This window comes from Sphingobium olei, assembly GCF_042678845.1.
Lineage (GTDB): Bacteria > Pseudomonadota > Alphaproteobacteria > Sphingomonadales > Sphingomonadaceae > Sphingobium > Sphingobium olei.
Window position 1 is genome coordinate 178,572 of the sequence record NZ_JBHTLS010000009.1, and the last position, 19,531, is coordinate 198,102.

The following is a 19,531-nucleotide window of genomic DNA, read 5'->3' on the forward strand; positions in this document are numbered from 1 at the left end:
ATGCAGCGGTAATAAAAGCCATAGAGGCAATTGCCCAAGAAAATTGCTGAACATAATTTGTTTAAGGAAGGTCATGCACGTCTGTCGCTCAAGGCCCACCATATGATCCGCACCATCAGCGGCCAGCAGCGACAACTGCACTGACGGGTGAACCCTGCGCTGCTGTCGCGGCGACGATCTGCTTCGGCGATGCGCAGACGGCGCAGCAGCCGCCTTTTTGCGCGGACGCTTGGCCGGACATGAGCTGTCTCGATCGGCATGATGGCATCAGGCGGCATGACGACCCCTCCCGTTCAGTGCGGCATAGCTGGCGAACAGCTGATCGAAATGGCTGTCCATGGTGCCGACATATGCGGCTGCGCTGGTCGCACGCGCGCGCCATGCGGCCGGATCGGTCGTCGCCAGATGATCGATCGCTTGTGCCAGGCTGGCGGTTTGGCCGGCGCGATAGTGCAGGCCCATGCCTCGTGCGGCGTGATCGGCGGCCCCACCTTCATCGGGAACGATCACCGGCAGGCCGCTCGCCCGCGCCTCCGCTGCGACCATGCAGAAGGTTTCCGCCTCGCACCCGTGGACCAGCGCGTCGGCGCTAGCGAGCAGCCTGGCCAGTGCCGGGCGATCGCTCGTTGGGGCCAGCAGATGAATGTGCGGATTATGGGCTGCTGCCCGCCGCACGCGCGCGCTGTCCCGGCCGTCGCCGATCAGGACCAGCCCCACGGGTTGACGGTACCCCGCCATGGCGACCGCCTGTATCACCTGTGGCCAGCGCTTCTCCGGTGCATGACGACCGGCGCCAATCAGCAAGAGGCTGTCGGGACCAAGGCCACAGCATTGCAGCAAATGGCTGCGCAGGGCTTCGTTGCGGTGGAGGGGAGAGAAGATGCCGGGCTCCACGCCCATCGCGATGGTCCGGGCTCGAGTGATGCCCCCATCGCGTAACCGGGTCGACAGGCTGTCATTGGCGCTGACGATCAGGTCGAATGCGGTATCGAGCCTGCGCAGATGTCGCCAGTACCAGTCGAAACCACGATCGATCGTCGCTCGCCGCGCGACCGGGCCGAACCAGCGATAGGCATAGGCCGATAACGGGTCGGCGTGCATGATAAGCGCCCGCGGTGCATCGCCCCGCCAGCGACCGACCATCGCCGCGCTGGACCACGGAGAAGACGCTTCGACCAGATCAGGCTGCAACCGATCGAGCATGGCGTGCAGAGAGGCTTCGTCATCGAAATAATGATAGCGCCTATCAAGCGGAAAACGTCGCGCAGGCAGCAGGACGATCCGGCCGTCGCCACCTGTCGGCAGGATTGCGCTGCGTTCGCCGGGGGCCAGGATGATGACCTCATGCCCGGCCTTCGCACCAGCCTTCAGCTTGCGTTCGACATAGGTTTTCACCCCGCCACCCTGCGGCGCGTAGAAGGCGCAGACATCGACTATTCGCATGGCATCAACGCTCCAGGGGGCCGAAGGAAAACAGGCTGCGACGATAGTTGAGGGTGATGGCGATCGGGGTCGGCCCGGTAAGGGCGCGAGCACTCGCGGCATTGGCTGAGGGCTTTCGCATGCCCAGTTTCGGATTGCCCGCGAACCCTATGCCATCGACCGACAGCGCGAATTTGCGGTTCCCGTCGCGATCGTGCAGCAGGCTGAGGGCGTAGATGCCCGGTCCAGGCGCGCGAATGCAGAGTTGGATCGGGCCTGACGCAGGGACAGGGATTTCGACGCGACGAAAGGCCTTTCCGGCTGCCACCAATATATTGTCGTCGGCCAGAAAATCGTCGTCGTTCGCCGGATAGAGTTCCAGCTTCAGCCGGCCCTTGCGATCCTTGATGCCGTTGACCGTGACAAGGAAAGACGGGCCATGCTCGTCCGCGCGGCACTGGCCCTCCGCCTTGCCCAGATCAGGGGAGGAGGGGAGCGATGTCGCTGCCGCCCAGATCAGTAACGGCGCGATCATCCCCGGCTCCCGCGCCACAGGCCGCTAGCGCCCAGCGCAATGCCTACCAGCAGATGTGCCGCCAGGATCAGCGTGGCCATCAACGCCATCGCCGACACGATTTCACTATCGCGGCCGATCAGGAAAGCGGCCATGCCGGCAAAAACGACATCCTTGTTGGGCAGCAATGGCAGGCGCGAGATCAATTGCCGCAACGTACCCAGCAATATCCATGTGCCGACGTCCACCGACGGCAATAATATGTGCCACATGGTGGCCGCCAGCAGGGTCGTCGCGACAATACGCAGCAAGTGGATGGCTGAAACGAACCACAGGTCTGCGCGCGGCAGGGCGAAAAGCCTGTTCCGCAGCAGCAGTGCCACCAGCGACGTTGCCAGCACGAACAGGATGGACCCCATGATTTCCCAATGGGTAGCGCCGATGGGCAGTGCATCGAACAGGGGGATGGCGATCGCCAGCATCGCCAGCGTCACGATATTGCCGACCAGCGCGGACAGGATCGTCACATCCTTTAGTGCGCCGAAGGGCGCCGCTTTGATAGCAGCGCTGCGCCGCGCCCAGGCGTAGAAATAGACTTCCCCCAGATAGCCCAGCAATATCTCGTTGCTCACCAGCTTGCGCAGCAGTGCGCCGAAGCCGCTGACCGGGATGGCCCATAGCCGACGGAAGATGACCCATTCGGATACCGGCCCCGCGGTATAATATGCGAGGAAAGCCAACCAGAAGAGCGGCGCTGTAGGCAGGAGCGCCAAAAGGCTGGTCCGGTCGATATCACGGAACTGATGAAGTGCCGCCGCCAGGATCAGGATCGATACCAGCGGCCCCGCCCATAGCGTCCAGTTGCGGCCAGAGCGGATCAGCGGTTGCGGATCGATGACGGTGGAGAGGGGGGCAATACCCTCCTGGAAAAGGGGATGGGATCGAAGTACTGAACCGGCGGATGTCTGGCCCGTCATACATGTCTCGTCATTGTTGTTTCGGACGCTCTGACGACACGTCAGGCGGGGCACCTCAGTTGGAGGAAAGGAAATTATTCTGTCGGGTTGGGGCAGGCCGTCGGATCGCCTGGAAACAGGCCAGATAGGCCTGCGATGCCCGTTCGACGGTGAAGCGACGGGCCTGTGCCAGACTGGCCGCGCGATCCTGACGCAGGCGACCGGCATCGCGAATGGCGGCGCTGAATGCTTGCAGGTCACCCGTGTCGATCAGATGAGCGAGGGCGCCATGGCCGGTCAGAGCGGCCATGCTGACGCTGCATCGGGTGGCGATGATCGGCAGACCGGCCGCCAATGCTTCCACGATGACGGCAGGCACGCCTTCATAGTCCGAAGACAGCAGGAAAACGTCGAAATCTGGGAGGCGGCTCGCCGGGTCGGGAACATGACCGGCCAGTTCGACGCGATCCTCGATACCAAGATTGCGGCATAGCGCTGACAGCGTGGCATGTTCCGGGCCGTCGCCATAAATGGTCAGGCTATCCAGCGATGCGGCCCCGCATGCGAAGGCGCGCAGCATTAGCGCGACATTCTTCTGGGGCGCCAGCCGACCGATCGCGGCAAAGCGAATGCCGCCGGCTGAGGCGTTACGCGCCGACCCGACAGCATGATGCAGCCGCACTAGCTGCGCCTCGTCTAGCGCAGGGTCAGGAATGATCGATATGCGTCCGATCGCGGCTGGAATGGCGTTGGTAATTTCGCCTTCCATCGGATGTTCCATCCCGATGAAATGGTCGATGAATGCGCCATGCAGATGCAGCCATCGGCGATAGAGCCAGCGGACCGGAGGGATCATGTCCCGGCGCTCCAGATCGTTGCTGATCTTTGCCAGGATCGGTGGACAGCGGCGCCCCAGCAGCAATTTCATCGCCAGCGCGACGATCGTATAGCTGTTCCCCGCGCAGAACAAAGCGTCGGGCCGGAGCCTGACGATCACGCGCGGCAGCGTGGCAATCATCCACAATGTCTCGATCCAGCCGATCGCAAAGGGCTGGCGCGGCACCTCATAGGCAAGGTCGGCGGCCATTTCCTCGCGCATCGCGCCATCCGCCCGCCCCATGAAAAGCGGTGCATCAACGCCTTCCGCACGCCAAGCCCGGACAAGGCGCAGCGCGACGCGCTCGACGCCTCCCGGTTCGAAACTGTACAGGAATGTCAGGATGCGCATGGCGTGCTCGATGCGGGCAACAGGTCGCTATAACGAGCCGGTACATGGCTGCGCCGCACCCGCCGCAGCGCATCGTCGATGCTGAGCATCAGGGCAGGGACATGGGCGTCGCCCGGATGCACCGCGATCCGAACAACCGGCGCAAATTGCAGCAGCGGCGGTAACAGACGGGCGACGGCCAGCGACGATGCAATGCGCGCCCGGCTGCGGCTGGCCCAGGTGATGACTGGTCCGCGCGCCAGCGTGGCGCCGGTCTGGGGCGACCAGATCTTCATATGATCTTCCGCCAGCGCGAATCCTGCCTGTTCAAGCGCCACCAATGCCGGTGCGCCATAGAGCCAGGCAGGAGCGACGAAGCCCGCAACTGGCCTGCCACTGATATCTTCGATCAGCGCCCGGCCATCGGTCATGCGTTGCAAGGCGGTTGCATGGTCAAGGCCCAGAAACTCGCCTTCGCCCGCCGTCATGTGGCGAGCCTTGAACTGGGATGCGGTCCCCACATGGCGGCTGTCGTCCCTATGATACCAGCCATGGGCGAACAGGCTGACGCCCCGATCCGACCAGCCGCGCAGGCACGACGCAAAGGGCGAACCGGCAATTAGCGGATGCTCCCCCCAATGATTGGGCACCACCAGCATCGCCAGATGTTCAAGGGCAACATGGCGCGATACATGGTCCACCAGTCGGTCGACTTCGGTTTCGAAGCGGGGGCCGACATCGTGAACGGACAGGAGCAGTCGGCGCATGCTCATAGATGAAAACGCAGACTGGCCATGGCGCGCCGGTCGCTATGGAGCGCGGTTTGGTCGAAAAGGCCAAGATAGGGGCTGGGCCTCTGCATCGCGCCAAGTGAAAATCGCCAGTCCATTCCGCCTCGCATGCTTGAGGCCGCTGTTGCGAAGGCGAGTTCCAGGCCATGGCCGGTCAGTGGCGCGCCACCGATCATTTCTGTCAGGCGCGTCAGATCATCATGATGTGACGTGCGGGCGATCGACAGATAGTTCAGCGACAAGCGGCTTTCGTTGCCAAAGGCTAGCGCCGTGCCGACCCGCGCCATTCGGGTCGACAGCCGGCGCGGAACAAGGTCGACAATGTGTAGTCGCCTGCTCATGCGCGCATAATCGCCTCCGATAACCAAGCCAAAGTCCGACGAGAGAGGGATGTTCGCCGACAGGCCAAAGCCCTTTGTCGACCAGTGAACGGCATCCGGCCCGCGGTTCCAGCGGTCAGCGCCATTTGTGGCACGGCTGGCTGACAGCGAAAGCGCGATCACGCCGATCGACAGATTGGTGACGCGGGACCGGACAGCGGCGCGGTCGAAATGATCGGGGGGGCTGAACATAGTGGAGAAGGGGAGCGTCTCGGTGCTGCTCCGGTTAGGCCGGGCATCGGTGCGCGCCAGTCGAGCGGCGCTGGCGACCAGAAGATCGGAGATTTGTGTCGGCGGCTCTACCGCCTGCGCCATCACCATTGCGGGATAGAAGGCGGCTGTCGCCAGGATCATCGTCCCAATTGGTCGGTGGTTGCGCATATGTCCCTGTCCCCGTTTCCACAGAGACGACACACTCCGGGGCAACCGCAGTTGCGATGATCCCGGAAAATTCTTGTCCGCGCCAACTGTGGCTACCGCATCGGCACGGCGTCCATCTGCCGACAAGCGGGAGACAGGCGTTGCGGATGAAGAGACAAATTGCGCTGGCGATGATCCTCGCCACCTCGATCGGTGCGGCCGCCCCCGAATTGCCATATCGCTATCGGGGGCCGCTTCAGTCGCCTGCCTTTGACGGGCGATTGTCAGTCATGACCTATAATATCCATGGCCTGCCGTGGCCGGTGGCATGGGGTCGCTCCGGCGCATTTGCGCAGATAGCCCAGCAACTGGTGGCCTTGCGGGCGCTGGGGCGGCAACCGCATGTCGTGTTGCTCCAGGAAGCCTTCACACCGCAGGCGCAGGCTATCGGCCGTGCGGCCGGCTATCCCTATATCGTCGAAGGGCCATCGGCCGATATGGCCAGCCCAGAACCCGCAGATACGGCCGATGCTCGCTCTATGGCGGCTGAATCCTGGACGCATGGGGAGGGGCTCGGCAAATATGTCGGCAGCGGGCTTCAATTGTTGTCCGACTTCCCGATCGTCGGTGTGCGCAGGATGGCGTTTCCGGCTTTCGCCTGTGCCGGTTATGATTGCCTCGCCAACAAAGGCGCGTTGATGGCGAGCATTCGTTTGCCCGGCAGGGCTGATCGCGTCGATATCGTCACCACGCATCTCAACAGCAGACATGCGTCCGGTGTGGCAGATGACCGGTCATTGCAGGCCTATCGCTTGCAGGTGGGCTATCTTTCCGACTTCATTCGCAAGGCGCATGATCCGGCCCGTGCGCTGATCGTTGCGGGCGACTTCAATGTGGGGAGCGTGGCACCACGCCGCGCCACGCTGCTGTCGCATGTGCGCACCGGCTGGAGCCAATATGGCGACATAGACGATGCATTTGGTGAGGCGGTCAGGCATCATCTGCCTTTGTCGGATGACGCGCGTTATGCCCATATGCGGGCACGGGACTGGCAATTCTATACGCCGGGCCACTCTACGGATATTGAACTGGAGCGGCTGGACGTTCCGTTTGGCCACGCCGCCGATGGCAGCATGCTATCCGATCATGTCGGCTACACCGCGACCTACCAGCTTCCTGTCCGCCGGATTGCTACCAGGACCGCGCAACCGACAGCATGAACGTGCGGGGGCGCAAAGGCGTATATTGCGACCCGGCACGGATCGAGAAAGGGTTGCCGAACGCAAAGCTGTCGCCCCGCACGTCGAGCAGATTGTCTATGCGGACGCCTAGCGTCCAGTCGCCCTGCGACAATTCGGCATTGGCCGACGTCACCGCATAATTGCCCATGTTCCGATCCAGATCGTCATCGAAGGACAGGCGCGCCTTGCCGATATAATTGGCCTGAATTGCGGCATGCCCGGTCCAGTCGTTCAGCAGGATGAAGTCCTTTGCCAGCGCTACGCGTCCGGCCAGTGCGGGCGCGATGGGCAGGCGACGATCGTCCAGTTCCACGCCATCAGCCGCACGTGTGAGCCGTGCCGACTGGACAGTTCCGCCCGCGGACAGGATGAAGCCCTTGCCAATGGTCCAATCGGTCGTGATCTCTCCGCCGATGATCGCACCGCGCCCGGCGTTGCGGGTCGATACCAGGCCGTTGGCCAGCAGATAGTCCGACTGAATCTCGTCCCATCTTGTATGATACAGGCTGGCGGACAGTGAAAAGCGCCCGTCATGGGATGAGCGACGCACTCCCAGATCGATCGTGCTGAGTTCGTCTGCATCGAACTGGCGCGATGCTGCCATATCGGCCGGGGCCAGTCCGCCGGGGCGCATCGCCCGCGCATAGCGCAGATAGAGGAGGCCGCGACCGCCTAGGTCCAGCGAAAGCGATGCGCTGGGCGACAGGATGGTCTTGCTGATACGCACCGGGTTTACTGTCGGATCGTCGCCCGTGCCATCCTGCGCGATGCTGTGGAACAGGCGCGCACCCAATGTCAGGTCCAGCTGGTTTATGATCCGCAACGTGCCTTCACCGAAAGCGGCATATTCGATCACGCGGCGATCATAGCTTTCTACTGTCTGCGCGGCGTTGCTGTCGTCCATGACCTGCGCGTTGCCGCGGGTCGTCGCCTGAAGATAGGACAGGCCCACCAGCCAATGATCGTCGCCTCTCGACGCGAGTCGCAGTTCCTGATTGAAAACGGAATAATGCCTCTGATCCTCGAACCGGACCGGGCCGCTAAGACCGAAGGCGTCGGCGGCTTTGCTGGCATCCAGGATATAATCGAAACCATGATCGGCATAGCTGGTCGCCGATGTCAGTTCCAACGCGCCGATCGCTCCGGTGATCGTGCCGTGCCAGAGCTTGAAATCATTGTCGGTCGGTTCCGCGAACGCATTATCGCGGCTTAACGTATCGTCTGATGCCGTCACATATTGGCTGTCGCGCGAATTAATGTCCTGTAACGCAAATCCCGCATCAACCGTCCAGTCATCGGCCGGACGCCAGCGAAGGCCAAGGCGAACGCCCACCGTTTCGGCCGAATTGCTGCCGCGTTTTCCCCCGCTATTGCTGATCCATCCACCATTGACGAAACGATAGCCTGTTGCCCGGACTGCCAATCGGTCATCCACTAACGGCAGATTGAAAATAGCCTCGGCGCCTGTCCCCGGCTGGCCATGTTGCACGGCTTCGCCCGACAGGCGGACCGATCCCGAAACGCCCTCGAAATCGGGTTTGCGGGTCACGATATGATAGATGCCGCCCAGCGCGCCAGAGCCATAGAGGGGCCCTTGCGGTCCTTTCAGCAACTCCACCCGGTCGACGTCGATAAGCCGCAGGTCGGGGTCCGGCGCATTGAAGGTCACGCGCGCTTCGTCCATTTGAACGGCGACGGTCGACTGACTAAGTCCGTTGAACGGGCTGTCGGCGACCCCGCGAATGAACTGGCGATTGCGCCCCGGCCCCATATTGGTCATCGCCAAGCCCTCCAGATCAAGGCTGATGTCGCGGCTGGATGGCGTACGCGACCGGGCGAGCGGCGCGAAGGACAGGACTGAAACGGATAGCGGCACATCGCGTAGAATCTGTGGCCGTTTCTGCGCAGTGACGACGATGTCGCCCGGCGGTGGCGCGACCGGCGGAGGCGGGAACGATAGCTTGGGCCGAACTGTGCGCGCCTTGGGGATGCGCTCGATCCGGTAAAGCGTCGCGCTGATCCGCACCGCGCGCAGGTCTGTGCCGGCCAACAGCGTTCGCAGGATCAGGTCTGGCGACATTGTGCCGGCCACGCGCCGGGTCATGACATGCGGCATATCTCCGGTAAGTCCGACTGAAATGCCTGTCGCGGCTGAAAATCGGTCGATCGCGCTGCTGAGCAGCCCGGCCGGTATATCCACCGAACGGGCCTGTTCGCGCGCCAAAGCTGTAAATGGCTGGAATGCAGGTTCAGCGCACAGCGCCAATGCGCACAGCATTGCCCGACGACTGTGCTTCAATCCCCATGACGTCGGCCAGATCGCGAACCAGTTTCGATCCGTCGCCGATGACCAGACTGCCCGAAAAATGCTTCTTCTCCACGGACGGATCTACGATGACCGGCTTGCCGGAATAGCGGCTTATGTCTGCCGCGACGAGAGCCAATGGCGCATCGGTATAGGACAGTCGTCCACTCCGCCAACTGCCGATCTGCGCCACATCGACCGGCGCGAGCGTGATCGCGCCGCTACCCCCAACGAGCTGATACCCTGCATCAAGCCGGACCGGCTTTGCGACGCCCGGTGCGTTGACCGATACCATGCCTTCTGCAACGCCTACCCGGAAAGTTCCGCGTGCCAGATTGACGGAGAAGCGCGTGCCGATATCGCTGATCCGATAGCTGCCGGCCGACACGGTCAGCGTCCGGCCGGGGTCGTGGCGCACATCGAAATAGGCTTCGCCCTGCGCCAGTTCGATCGCACCGGCATCTTGGCCAGTCACGATGATCTTGCTGGATGGCGCAAGGATAACGTCGGTCCCGTTCGTCAAAGACAGGCTGCGGTTCGTCGATCCACCATTCTCATAGATGACTGGATCTGAACTGGACCGAACGAACATCGGACTTGCAATCAGGATCGCAAGGCTGGCGGCGATAGCGCCAACCCAAAGCCACCGGGCGCGCGATCTGCTGGGAAGGGCGATGGTCGATATCGTGGGATCGGGGGACAGCAAATTCTGAATCTGTTCCTTGTTGTCCGTGATCGCAGCTTCCACCAGCGCAATGGAATCGAACGCCTCCCGATGGCGCGGGTCGGCTTCCAGCCACGCCAGATAGGCGTCCCAGTCGGCATCATCCTGCTCAAGCGCCGCCTGCCAGGCAATCGCCTGATCCAGCACCTGCTCATCCATTCCCGATCGCGCCGTCATGGCGTATGCCTTTCTTCCCTCTTGGTCCTTCTATGACGATAACGTGACACCATAACCTCAGTCCTGTAGCGCGCGGCGGAGATATTTCATCGCCACGGCCATATGTTTCTCCACCCCGCTCTTGCTGATGCCCAGCTGCGCCGCGACCTCCGCGTGACTCAACCCTTCCAGCTTGTGCAACTCGAACGCCTTTCGCGCGCCGTCGGGAAGGTTGCTGATGGCTGACACCAATGCTGCGACCTCCTCACGCGCCAATATTTCCTCCTCGGCAGTCTGACTGCGATCGGCCGGCTCGACGCCCGCGGCCGCAAAATCGGTCGTATGATCGCTCCAGCGTCGCTCCCGCTCCATGCGCCGCTGCTTCTCACGCAGGCGGTCCACGACGAGGTTCTGGGCCATGCGGTAGAGATAGGCGCGGCCATTATCTATCGGCCCGGCCTGAAGATTTTGTGCTTTCAGCCAAAGCTCCTGCAGCACGTCGTCCGCGTCAGCAGCGTTGCCGATCCGTGCGATCAGAAAACGGCGAATGTCGGCGCGATGTACGCCATATAGGGTTTCCAGGCCATTTTTATCGTCCAGGCTCATATTGAAGGGATGGCAGATAAGCCGGACCGACGGGAAGTGTTTTTTGTGTGAGCATATCTCGGGGCGCTGCACGACACAGCGCCACTTCTTGAATCTACCTGTTGCGAGATGCGATCCGTCGGCACGACTCTGCTGTCAAGGCCCCATGCGCCACCACAATCTCAACTTCACGCAGCTTGCCGATAATCTCTTCCGGCTTGTGCTTCTTGCTAGGCATTCATCGTCCCTTTCGTGGTCCAGACTATCATAGTCTCTGGGCCACTCAGCGGGGGGCAGATCACTTTTGCAAATCGCCAAGGTGCTGGCTGATGGTGAAGTCCTTTGCCTCGCGCGAACAGAATTCAGGATGAAATAAAGAAACTTATCTTTTCATTCTGAACCCGGCAACGGCCATCCTTTGTATTTGGAAGGACATCGGGTCGCCGTTGTCGGGATATCCTAATAATATAGAATACGCATTCTCTATCAATTACGAAACTGGGAGATAAAGAATTTTATATATTCGTATTTAAATTTTGAAATAATGGATAATTATGAGGAATATTTATTGATGCCGTCGAAGCGATTTACCCGATTGAAGCGCTTACGTATCGCTTTGGATATTGAACCGGCCAACAGATCGTTCAATGATCGAAAAGCTGCAGCATCGGGGGGGAGTAAAGCGAATGAGCGCCGTCGTAGCGCTGCTTTGCTGGATGATGGCGCCAATGGGGAAACTGGCGGTACAGCGTAGCGGCGAGAGGTTTGACCAAGCGGTCGACTGACTCAATGAAAATCATGGCTACGGATCGGCAGAATTTCATCCTGTGCTGCTGTTGATTGGCGATAGGGGGGCGACCCAAGCGTCCGGCCGCTGGGGAAGGCGGGATCACGCGGATCGGGGCCACCGCCATGCGTGGCGCCATCGCCCCGGCCCGGCGCGACGCTAAAGTCCATCCTCCCGACCGAGCGGAGCATGTCGTCATGATCGATGATCCGGTCGCAGATGATGTGAATGACCTCGCCCTCCTTCTGCAGTCGTCCGCGCATCGCGATCATCGAGGCGGACATGACCTGCCGTCGGTAGATTTCGAACCGGTCCGGCCAGAGGATGCCCTGGGCTACCCCGGTTTCATCCTCGATGGTGACGAACAGCACACCCTTTGCGGAGCCGGGCCGCTGGCGGACCAGAATGACGCCGGCCACTTCCACATTGCGGCCGTCGCGGATCGACTTGAGGTCCGCGCAGCGCTCGATCCGCATGGCGTCGAGCTCTGGCCGAAGGAAGCTCAGCGGATGGTTGCGGAGCGAGAGCTGAAGCGATCGATAATCTTCCACCACCTCGCGGCCTTCGCTCATCGGCTGGAGCGTCACCAATGCCTCTCTGCCTTCGGGTGAGAATTTTCCCTCACGCTCGTCGGCCGCTGCAAATAGGGGGAGGGGCGCTTCGCCCAGGCCCTTGACCTTCCATAGCCCCTGTCGCCGGTCCTGCGCAATGCAGGCAAAGGCGTCGGCTTCGGCCAGCCGTTCGATCGCGGCGCGCGGCACACCGGCGCGACGCCAGACTGCCTCGACGCTCTCGAACAGAGCAGGACCACGCGCACCGACGATCGCGGCGCCGTGAAGGTTCGCAAGCCCGCGTACCTGCCGGAAGCCGAGGCGCACGGCCTTGTATCGCCCGCGTGCCTGCTCAAGCGTGCAGTCCCAATGGCTGTGATTGATCGAGACCGGGCGGACCTCGACGCCATGGTTGCGCGCATCGCGCACGATCTGGGCGGGCGCATAGAATCCCATGGGCTGGGCGTTCAGGAGCGCGGCGCAGAAGACATCTGGATGATGATGCTTCATCCAGCAGGAGGCGTAGGCGATCTTGGCAAAGCTCGCCGCGTGGCTTTCGGGAAAGCCATAGCTGCCGAACCCCTCGATCTGCTTGAAGGTGCGTTCGGCAAAATCCTTCGGGTAGCCGCGCGCGATCATGCCGTTCACCAGCTTATCGTAGAAATGGCTGACGCCGCCGGTGAGCTTGAAGGTCGCCATGGCGCGGCGGAGCTGGTCAGCTTCCACAGGCGTGAACCCGGCGCCGACGATCGCGACCTTCATCGCCTGTTCCTGGAAGAGCGGGACGCCCAGCGTCTTCTTCAGAACCGCTTCCAGCTCCGGCTTGGGATATTCGGGCACCTCCTTGCCCTCGCGGCGGCGCAGATAGGGATGGACCATGTCGCCCTGGATGGGCCCAGGGCGGACGATCGCGACTTCGATCACGAGATCGTAAAATTCCTTCGGCTTGATCCGCGGCAGCATCGACATCTGCGCCCGGCTCTCGATCTGGAAGACGCCAAGCGTGTCGGCACGCTGGATCATGGCATAGACAGCCGGGTCATCGTGCTGAAGGTCCGCCATGCCGACACGGATGCCCTTATGCTCTTCCAGCAGGTTGAACGCCCGGTTCATGCAGCCCAGCATGCCGAGGCCCAGGACGTCGACCTTCATGAACTTCAGCGCATCAATGTCATCTTTATCCCACTCAATGATTTGCCGGTCTTCCATGCGTGCCGGCTCGATCGGCACGAGATCGTCGAGCCGGTCCTGCGTCAGCACGAAGCCGCCGGGATGCTGGGAGAGATGGCGCGGCGTGCCGATGAGCTGCCGGGAGAGTTCAAGCGTCAGTTTCAGCCGATGATCGTCGGCATTCAGATTGACGCTGGCGATCTGCTCGTCGGTGATGCCGTCCATCGACCAGCCCCAGACAAGGCCGGTCAGCATCTTGGTGAGATCGCGCGGCAGGCCCAGCGCCTTGCCCACCTCGGCGACCGCGCCGCGGGTGCGGTAGCGGGTGACGACGGCCGTCAGCGCCGATCGCGTGCGGCCATAGGTCTCATAGATCCACTGGATGATTTCCTCGCGCCGCTCATGCTCGAAGTCGACGTCGATGTCGGGTGGCTCCTTGCGCTCGCCCGAGACGAACCGCTCGAATAGCAGCTCATGCTTGATGGGATCGATCGAGGTGATGCCCAGCATGTAGCAGACGCAGCTATTTGCCGCGGAGCCTCGACCCTGGCAGAGAATGCCGCGCCTGCGGCTTTCCGCTACGATCGAATTTACCGTCAGAAAATAGGGGGCGTAACCGAGCTGGTCGATCAATCGCAGCTCATGTTCGATCTGGTTCCGGTAGGCTTTGGGAAGGCCGGTCGGGAACATTCGGTCCGCAGCCGCTTGGGTCAGAGCAGCCAGCGCCTGCTGCGCCGTGCGCCCTTCCATCACCTGCTCATAGGGATATTGATACTGGATCTCGCCAAGGTCGAACCGGCACTGGGCGGCGATGTCGGCGCTGGCCTGGATCGCATCGGGAAAGGCGGAAAAGCGCCGTTCCATCTCGGCCGGGGATTTGAGGTTCCGGTCCATATAGCGCTCGCGCCTGAAACCCAGGCCATCGATCGTCGTCTTCTCCCGGATCGCGGTCATCACATCCTGAAGCGGCCGGAAATCGGGAGAGTGATAGAGAATGTCGCCGGTTGCGACGCTTCGCACGGCCGTCGCTCGCGCCATGGCATCTAGCCGGTGAAGCCGGGCGACGTCGTCGGGCCGTCGGCGCAGCGCGAGCGCCATATGCGCGCGGGCACCGAAGACAGTCTTGAGGTCGCGGAGATTGGCCATGGTTGCATCGTCGGGCTGGTCCGGGGCCAGGATCGCGATCTGGCCTTCGGCATGGGCGACAACATCGGCCCAGTCGAGCTGACAGCAGCCCTTGCCGCCGCGGGCCTTGCCGACCGAGAGCAGACGGGTCAGTCGCGACCAGGCTGGGCGATCGGTCGGATAGAGAAGCAGGGCCTTGCCGTCGGTGAGATCAACCCGCGCGCCGGCGATCATCCGGACCCCGGTCGCCTTCTGTGCATCCCAGCCGCGCACGACACCCGCGACACTGCCCCAGTCGGCAAGCCCCAGCGCCGTATGACCGAGCAGGGCGGCGGCCGAGAAGAGCTGCTCGGGCGAAGACGCGCCGCGTAGGAACGAGAAATGGCTCGTCACCTGAAGTTCGACATAGCGGGACATCAGCCGAACACCCCTTGCATGAACCAGCTGAGGTTCCCGGTTTGCTCATCGACGCCATCGCCCCGGCGGAACAGCCAGAAGCGTTCGCCGCCTTCGGCCTCGACCCGGAAATAGTCCCTGACCGCCCACATCTCGCTCGCGTTTCGCCACCATTCGCCATGGATGCGTTCCGGACCGTCGCCGGCGACCACGCGATAGCTCGATCCCCGCCAGACGAAGCGCCGGGGTGGATGATCGGGCAGGAGCGCCACGACGTTGGAGAGAAGCTCAGGTCGCCGAAGCATCCGCACGGGCCGCTTCCAGCCGGGCCAGCCTTTGGGCTTTGCCAGTGGCCCGATCCGGCGCACCGCGCGCTCGGGCACGTCGCTCTCATGCGAGGACAGGCGAAAAGGTGTGTCGGGATCGATCCGGCCGGCAAGTTGATCGACCAGCAGCGCTATATCGGGCGCGCGATCGCCCGTGATGAGGCCAGCCTCGAGCGTCTGCGCTCTCAATTGCTCGACGCGTGGCGCGCTCAGCGTCATCGCCTCAATGCCAAGGCCTGGATCGATCCGCTCGACCCGCATGGCCAGCATGCGCTTCAAATGCTTCGCATCGCGCGTGGCCTTCGCTGTGCCGATCGCGATCCGCTGCTCGGTCCCGTCGACGATATGGCAGGCGAGCTGTGCGGTGCGCAGGCCAAGGCCCTGCTCGACGAGCAGCGCGGCAAGATCATCGACCAGATCGCCGATAACCTGGTTGATCGTCTCCGCCGTACCGATCGGTTCGAGCAGACGCCGCTCTACATGGGGCATTTCGAAGGGGATGACCGGGACGATGGGTTCGGCGATTATGCCGCGGGCCTGATCGAGCCTGCGAACGGTCAGGAGGCCAAGACGGCGTGCGAGCGGCCCACGTGGCATGGGATAGAGGTCAGCGATGCGCTCGACGCCGAACCGGGCTGCAATCTCAAGTACGGCCGGATCGAGCCGGAGCGCGACGAGAGGCAAATCGGCAATGGCCTGGGTTTCGGCGCCGTTGGGAAGGAGAATGATGGCCTCGTTCCCGTAGCGCGCGAGCGCATGGGCGGCGCCCGGCGTGCCGGCGATTGCGATCCTGGCGGTGAAGCCCAAGCGTTCAAGGAACCGCAGCAGCCGGCGGCAGAAGCGCGCCTCACCACCGAATAAATGGGTCGTCCCCGTGAGATCGAGCCAGAGGCCGTCGGCCCCAGAGACGCAGGCCGTCGGCGTCCAATGCGCGCCCGCGTGCAGCGCCAGCCGGTCAAGCCAGGTGTGGTCCTTTTCGGGCTGCGCGTCCCGAACCTCCAGGTCCGTTACCAGCGCCCGCGCATGGGCGGCGGCCATGCCGGGGCGAAGGCCAAGTTCCAGTGCGAGCGGGCAGGCCGCGGTCACGACGTCCCGTTGCCCGGGGCGCATGATCAGGATTGTGGGCTTCCCCCAGAGCGTCGCCCATGTGAGCGGCTCGATGGTCTTCGATGTGCTGCGGTCGTTGCCGTCATCAGCGGGCATGGCTTTGAACACATGCTCGGCCGCTTCGCTGCGCCGTCCCATCTCGCGCATTGTCGGGCGCTGATGCGCTGGCATGGCGTCAATATCGGCCTGGGTTGGCCGTCTGCCGAGCGCGCCATCGCGGGCCCAGCGGGCGCCGGGACGCCAGCCGCCCGCTTTGGGGACGGAGCAGGCGCCAGGATTATCGTCGATCGGCAGGGCGAAGCGCTGGGCGATCGGGACCGGGGCCGGCTCAGGCAGCCTGGCGGGACGCTCTGCCTTGCGCAATCGCTCGATCGCGAGCTGCGGCAGGTAGAGCGAGGCGACCCGTGTCATCGCACGCTTCCAGTTCGAGAGAGAAGGGATTGCCGTTCCGCTGCCGGACAAGTTCGACCGACCAGCGCGGCCGACCAAGGCCGGCATGGGGGAGGGAGGTCGACGGCGCAGCGCCGATGCGCCAGCGCGTCATCGCCGAGGAAAGGCCACTCAAGGGGCAGCGGTCGCGACTGCGGTGGCGGCGGTAAAGCAGCATCGGCGTTTTGCCATCGGAAGCCGCCAGTTGAAGCCGGCGGGTCGCGGTCTGATCGGCGGCCTTCACCTCCGCGACAACGCAGGCAAGCGATCCATCGCGCAGACCATCTTCGGCAAGCGCCAATATCTCGGCATCCTTGCGGCCCTGGGCATAGAGAATTTTGTCCGGCCCAAGGCCGATCTGCTCAAGGCCAGGCGCGTAGAGATCGAAACGCGTAACGGCCCAAAGGATGGTGAAACCGGGCTCGACACAAAAGCGCGCCGCGATTCCGGCTGCGAACAGGGTGGCGCAGGCATCATCGGTGAAGCTCGCAGAGGCGGCAGCAATTTCATGCAGCCCGGCGCCGTCGAGGCCACGGTCCGCGAGGCGCTCGTCCAACTCGGGCAACCCGAAGGGCAGAGCCGGCCCGCGCGCGGCGCGGGCGTGCGCCAGGGTTACGCGAAGCGCGGCAAGCTGGTCGACCTGCTTCTGGTCGAGGGGAGAGGGACAAGCGGACATGGGAACAACGACTCAATTTGTTCCCTATATGTTCCTTTGAGTCTGCAATTTCGTCAAGCGGCATCAAACTCGGTTCGTCCGAGACTCAGGCGAGGAGGCGCAGAGTGGTCGAGTCCCGCTCGCCATCAAACCATCGCTCGAGGGCATCGTCGAGCAGCGGCGGTCCGCCGGCGGCGTCGAACAGGGTGAGCGACGAACGCAGCTTCATCGCGTCGACCAAGCCGAAGACGGATACCGGATCGCTACCGCCAAGCGCCTGAAGTGCTGTCACGCATTCGAGATAGCGCGGCCCCAGCACGGGATGGTCGAGATAGGCGCGGGCTTCGGTGAGCGAGGCGATCCCATAATAATGGGCGGTCGGGCTGTGGCCGAGGCCGCGGAGCTGAGGAAAGACGAACCACATCCAATGGCTGCGCTTGGCGCCGGGCCGGATCTCGGCAAGCGCCGTGTCATAGATCTTGGCCTGAGCCTCGAGGAAGCGGGCTAGCGTCGCATCCTGCGTCATAACAGCACCTGCTGCGCGGGCGGCGCGCCATAGACCTGGGCGACCTGCAGGCTGCCCTCCGGTAGCCAGCGCAGCACCTCTTTCGCGGGCACGGTTGGGTCGAGCCAGTCGACCCATTGATCGCGGGTGAGCGGAATGATCTGGCGGTGATGATAGGGCGACACATCGGGGCCGGCGTCCATGGTGAGCATCGTGAAAGCTTCGCCAGCCGGACTTTCCCGCCAGATGCCGGCGATACAGAACCAGTCATGATCCTTCATCGTGAACAGCCATTTGTCGAGCCGCTTGTCCTTCGGGCGAGGCACGGGTGGGTCCGTAAATTCGAAGAAGCCGTCAGCCAGAATAAGTGCCCGGTGGGATTTAAACTCACGCCCTTCGGTCCGGAAATTATAGACCGGCTTGCCGTGGTTGCCCGGCCAGCTCCAGCGGCGGTTGACCAGTTCGCCCACGCCCCGCTCGCCCTCCACGCTGCGCACGATCGGCGCCATGTCGGTCATCCGGATATCGTCGCGCGCGGGCACATTGGGTTTGCCCTCGGGCATCCTGCTCTTGATCTTGAGGTCCTCGAAATCCTCGACAATCGAGGCGATATCGACCTTCAACCTATAATCGTTGCACATAGGCTCTCCGCGCGCTTCTTCAGCTTGCCCTGATCAGTCGTTCGCTATATGTTCTCATCATGGACTCGAAAGCAACTCCGTTCGACTCCGACGCTCTCGGAAGTCGCCGTGCCATCATCCGACGCAACCCGGACGATGCCCGAGAAATTGAGATGATTGAAGCGGCCTGGGGTTCCAACCCGCGCTTTTCCGATGGCGTTTCCTATGAGTTCATCCGGTCGGAAGGGAAAAGTTTTCCCAACAATCGCTGCCTTGTCCCCGCCTCGGAATTCCACATCCGCAACGGCGAGAAGAAATTCCGCGCCTTTCGCGAAGACGGCGATTTCTTCTATCTGGGCGCCATCTGGGAGCCGCCCATGGGCGACTGGCCGGTTAGCTATCGCATCCTCACCGTCGATGCGAACCCCGATGTCATCCGCTATCAGAGTCGGCACGGCGCGATCATCGAGCGGCGGCAGGTCATGCAATGGCTGGATTTCATGGTTCTGGAGGAGGAGCTGCTTGTGACGCCGCCCGGCGACATCTTCACAATCGAGGAAATCCTGACCAAGCCCGTTCAAACGAGTTTCGCCCTTTGATGGGCCAGAACCAATGACCATGTTGCTTCCTTACGATGTGCCGCCGCAGCAAGGCGTGCCGGTGCTGCCGGGGCTCCATCAACAGGAGGATTTCATCACGCGGTCGGAGGAGCAGGCGCTCATCGCTGCAATCGGTAACGCGGGCCTGACGCCTTTCCTCTTTCAACAATGGACCGGCAAACGGCTAACCAAGAGTTACGGCTGGAGCTATGATTTCCAGACCGGTATTTTCGCGCCCGCCGAGCCTATTCCGCAGTGGGCGACCCCGATCAAGGCCCGAGCGGCGCGGTTCGCGGGGCTGGCACCAGCCGATATCGAGCAGATGCTGCTGATCTGCTATGACCCAGCCGCAGGCATTGGGTGGCATCGTGACAGGCCGGCGTTCGAACATGTGATCGGCATTTCGCTGGGCGAACCGGCTACCATGCGCTTCCGGCGCCGCACGGAGACAGGCTTCAGCCGAGCCAATGCGCCGCTCGCGCCGCGCTCCATCTATCATATGAGTGGTGAGGCCAGGCACGGCTGGGAGCACAGCATCGCGCCCATGGAGGCGCTGCGTTGGTCGATCACGTTCAGGAGCCTGAGGAAATTGGCCTCGTAGCGGGACGCAGCCGTAACAT

The 19,531-nt window shown here is 62.7% G+C and carries 17 protein-coding genes; 3 read left to right on the forward strand and 14 right to left on the reverse strand.

What is annotated here, in order from left to right:
* Positions 1 to 267 precede the first annotated feature (267 nt).
* The 6 genes from ACFQ24_RS02815 to ACFQ24_RS02840 are packed head-to-tail and all read right to left on the reverse strand — an operon-like array spanning position 268 to position 5,624.
* The gene (locus tag ACFQ24_RS02815) at positions 268 to 1,443 is read right to left on the reverse strand and encodes a glycosyltransferase (RefSeq protein WP_380908974.1); all 1,176 of its coding nucleotides are present in this window, start codon (positions 1,441 to 1,443) and stop codon (positions 268 to 270) included.
* A 4-nt stretch (positions 1,444 to 1,447) separates the two neighbouring features.
* Entirely contained in the window at positions 1,448 to 1,957 is a 510-nt protein-coding gene (locus ACFQ24_RS02820; RefSeq protein WP_380908976.1) for a DUF2141 domain-containing protein, read from the reverse strand.
* Positions 1,954 to 2,913, reverse strand: coding sequence for a hypothetical protein (locus ACFQ24_RS02825; RefSeq protein ID WP_380908978.1), 960 nt, complete (start codon positions 2,911 to 2,913; stop codon positions 1,954 to 1,956). The genes ACFQ24_RS02820 and ACFQ24_RS02825 overlap by 4 nt, the downstream gene beginning before the upstream one ends.
* A 55-nt stretch (positions 2,914 to 2,968) precedes the next feature.
* On the reverse strand, positions 2,969 to 4,120 hold the full coding sequence (locus tag ACFQ24_RS02830; protein ID WP_380908980.1) for a glycosyltransferase: 1,152 nt from the start codon (positions 4,118 to 4,120) through the stop codon (positions 2,969 to 2,971).
* Positions 4,108 to 4,866, reverse strand: a complete 759-nt coding sequence (locus ACFQ24_RS02835; RefSeq protein WP_380908982.1) for a DUF2334 domain-containing protein — start codon at positions 4,864 to 4,866, stop codon at positions 4,108 to 4,110. The genes ACFQ24_RS02830 and ACFQ24_RS02835 overlap by 13 nt, the downstream gene beginning before the upstream one ends.
* Positions 4,867 to 4,868: 2 nt before the next feature.
* Entirely contained in the window at positions 4,869 to 5,624 is a 756-nt protein-coding gene (locus ACFQ24_RS02840; protein ID WP_380908984.1) for a hypothetical protein, read from the reverse strand.
* 173 nt (positions 5,625 to 5,797) lie between these two features.
* Here ACFQ24_RS02840 and ACFQ24_RS02845 point away from each other — a divergent pair, with 173 nt between their 5' ends.
* Positions 5,798 to 6,850: an endonuclease/exonuclease/phosphatase family protein gene (locus tag ACFQ24_RS02845; protein WP_380908986.1), complete on the forward strand. Its 1,053-nt coding sequence runs from the start codon at positions 5,798 to 5,800 to the stop codon at positions 6,848 to 6,850.
* On the opposite strand, the gene ACFQ24_RS02850 is transcribed toward ACFQ24_RS02845, so the two are convergent.
* From ACFQ24_RS02850 to ACFQ24_RS02885, 8 genes are all read right to left on the reverse strand, one after another.
* On the reverse strand, positions 6,822 to 8,975 hold the full coding sequence (locus ACFQ24_RS02850; RefSeq protein ID WP_380908988.1) for a TonB-dependent receptor: 2,154 nt from the start codon (positions 8,973 to 8,975) through the stop codon (positions 6,822 to 6,824). The two genes, ACFQ24_RS02845 and ACFQ24_RS02850, sit on opposite strands and share 29 nt — an antisense overlap.
* Before the next feature lie 145 nt (positions 8,976 to 9,120).
* Positions 9,121 to 10,077 (reverse strand): FecR family protein, encoded by a 957-nt coding sequence (locus ACFQ24_RS02855; protein ID WP_380908990.1) that lies wholly within the window; start codon positions 10,075 to 10,077, stop codon positions 9,121 to 9,123.
* A gap of 57 nt (positions 10,078 to 10,134) precedes the next feature.
* On the reverse strand, positions 10,135 to 10,662 hold the full coding sequence (locus ACFQ24_RS02860; RefSeq protein ID WP_380908992.1) for an RNA polymerase sigma factor: 528 nt from the start codon (positions 10,660 to 10,662) through the stop codon (positions 10,135 to 10,137).
* A 765-nt stretch (positions 10,663 to 11,427) separates the two neighbouring features.
* Positions 11,428 to 14,691 carry an error-prone DNA polymerase gene (locus ACFQ24_RS02865; protein WP_380908994.1) on the reverse strand — a complete coding sequence of 1,088 codons (3,264 nt, stop codon included), beginning with the start codon at positions 14,689 to 14,691 and terminating at the stop codon, positions 11,428 to 11,430.
* Positions 14,691 to 16,514, reverse strand: coding sequence for a DUF6504 family protein (locus ACFQ24_RS02870; protein WP_380908996.1), 1,824 nt, complete (start codon positions 16,512 to 16,514; stop codon positions 14,691 to 14,693). The genes ACFQ24_RS02865 and ACFQ24_RS02870 overlap by 1 nt, the downstream gene beginning before the upstream one ends.
* Positions 16,432 to 17,208 (reverse strand): ImuA family protein, encoded by a 777-nt coding sequence (locus ACFQ24_RS02875; RefSeq protein WP_380908998.1) that lies wholly within the window; start codon positions 17,206 to 17,208, stop codon positions 16,432 to 16,434. Before ACFQ24_RS02875 ends, ACFQ24_RS02870 begins: the two co-directional genes overlap by 83 nt.
* An 85-nt stretch (positions 17,209 to 17,293) precedes the next feature.
* On the reverse strand, positions 17,294 to 17,713 hold the full coding sequence (locus ACFQ24_RS02880; protein WP_380909000.1) for a DUF1810 domain-containing protein: 420 nt from the start codon (positions 17,711 to 17,713) through the stop codon (positions 17,294 to 17,296).
* The gene (locus tag ACFQ24_RS02885) at positions 17,710 to 18,333 is read right to left on the reverse strand and encodes an SOS response-associated peptidase family protein (protein ID WP_380909001.1); all 624 of its coding nucleotides are present in this window, start codon (positions 18,331 to 18,333) and stop codon (positions 17,710 to 17,712) included. Before ACFQ24_RS02885 ends, ACFQ24_RS02880 begins: the two co-directional genes overlap by 4 nt.
* A gap of 152 nt (positions 18,334 to 18,485) precedes the next feature.
* Between ACFQ24_RS02885 and ACFQ24_RS02890 the strand changes: the two genes are divergently transcribed.
* Positions 18,486 to 18,911: an SOS response-associated peptidase family protein gene (locus ACFQ24_RS02890; protein ID WP_380909002.1), complete on the forward strand. Its 426-nt coding sequence runs from the start codon at positions 18,486 to 18,488 to the stop codon at positions 18,909 to 18,911.
* Positions 18,912 to 18,924: 13 nt separating this feature from the next.
* The gene (locus ACFQ24_RS02895; RefSeq protein ID WP_380909004.1) at positions 18,925 to 19,512 is read left to right on the forward strand and encodes an alpha-ketoglutarate-dependent dioxygenase AlkB; all 588 of its coding nucleotides are present in this window, start codon (positions 18,925 to 18,927) and stop codon (positions 19,510 to 19,512) included.
* Positions 19,513 to 19,531: the final 19 nt, after the last annotated feature.

Excerpts from the sequence above, each read along its gene's own strand:
- ACFQ24_RS02815 (WP_380908974.1), bottom strand. The coding sequence starts at position 1,443 with ATGCGAATAGTCGATGTCTGCGCCTTCTACGCGCCGCAGGGTGGCGGG.
- ACFQ24_RS02820 (WP_380908976.1), bottom strand. The coding sequence starts at position 1,957 with ATGATCGCGCCGTTACTGATCTGGGCGGCAGCGACATCGCTCCCCTCC.
- ACFQ24_RS02825 (WP_380908978.1), bottom strand. The coding sequence starts at position 2,913 with ATGACGGGCCAGACATCCGCCGGTTCAGTACTTCGATCCCATCCCCTT.
- ACFQ24_RS02830 (WP_380908980.1), bottom strand. The coding sequence starts at position 4,120 with ATGCGCATCCTGACATTCCTGTACAGTTTCGAACCGGGAGGCGTCGAG.
- ACFQ24_RS02835 (WP_380908982.1), bottom strand. The coding sequence starts at position 4,866 with ATGCGCCGACTGCTCCTGTCCGTTCACGATGTCGGCCCCCGCTTCGAA.
- ACFQ24_RS02840 (WP_380908984.1), bottom strand. The coding sequence starts at position 5,624 with ATGATCCTGGCGACAGCCGCCTTCTATCCCGCAATGGTGATGGCGCAG.
- ACFQ24_RS02845 (WP_380908986.1), top strand. The coding sequence starts at position 5,798 with ATGAAGAGACAAATTGCGCTGGCGATGATCCTCGCCACCTCGATCGGT.
- ACFQ24_RS02850 (WP_380908988.1), bottom strand. The coding sequence starts at position 8,975 with ATGACCCGGCGCGTGGCCGGCACAATGTCGCCAGACCTGATCCTGCGA.
- ACFQ24_RS02855 (WP_380908990.1), bottom strand. The coding sequence starts at position 10,077 with ATGACGGCGCGATCGGGAATGGATGAGCAGGTGCTGGATCAGGCGATT.
- ACFQ24_RS02860 (WP_380908992.1), bottom strand. The coding sequence starts at position 10,662 with ATGAGCCTGGACGATAAAAATGGCCTGGAAACCCTATATGGCGTACAT.
- ACFQ24_RS02865 (WP_380908994.1), bottom strand. The coding sequence starts at position 14,691 with ATGTCCCGCTATGTCGAACTTCAGGTGACGAGCCATTTCTCGTTCCTA.
- ACFQ24_RS02870 (WP_380908996.1), bottom strand. The coding sequence starts at position 16,514 with ATGACACGGGTCGCCTCGCTCTACCTGCCGCAGCTCGCGATCGAGCGA.
- ACFQ24_RS02875 (WP_380908998.1), bottom strand. The coding sequence starts at position 17,208 with ATGTCCGCTTGTCCCTCTCCCCTCGACCAGAAGCAGGTCGACCAGCTT.
- ACFQ24_RS02880 (WP_380909000.1), bottom strand. The coding sequence starts at position 17,713 with ATGACGCAGGATGCGACGCTAGCCCGCTTCCTCGAGGCTCAGGCCAAG.
- ACFQ24_RS02885 (WP_380909001.1), bottom strand. The coding sequence starts at position 18,333 with ATGTGCAACGATTATAGGTTGAAGGTCGATATCGCCTCGATTGTCGAG.
- ACFQ24_RS02890 (WP_380909002.1), top strand. The coding sequence starts at position 18,486 with ATGATTGAAGCGGCCTGGGGTTCCAACCCGCGCTTTTCCGATGGCGTT.
- ACFQ24_RS02895 (WP_380909004.1), top strand. The coding sequence starts at position 18,925 with ATGACCATGTTGCTTCCTTACGATGTGCCGCCGCAGCAAGGCGTGCCG.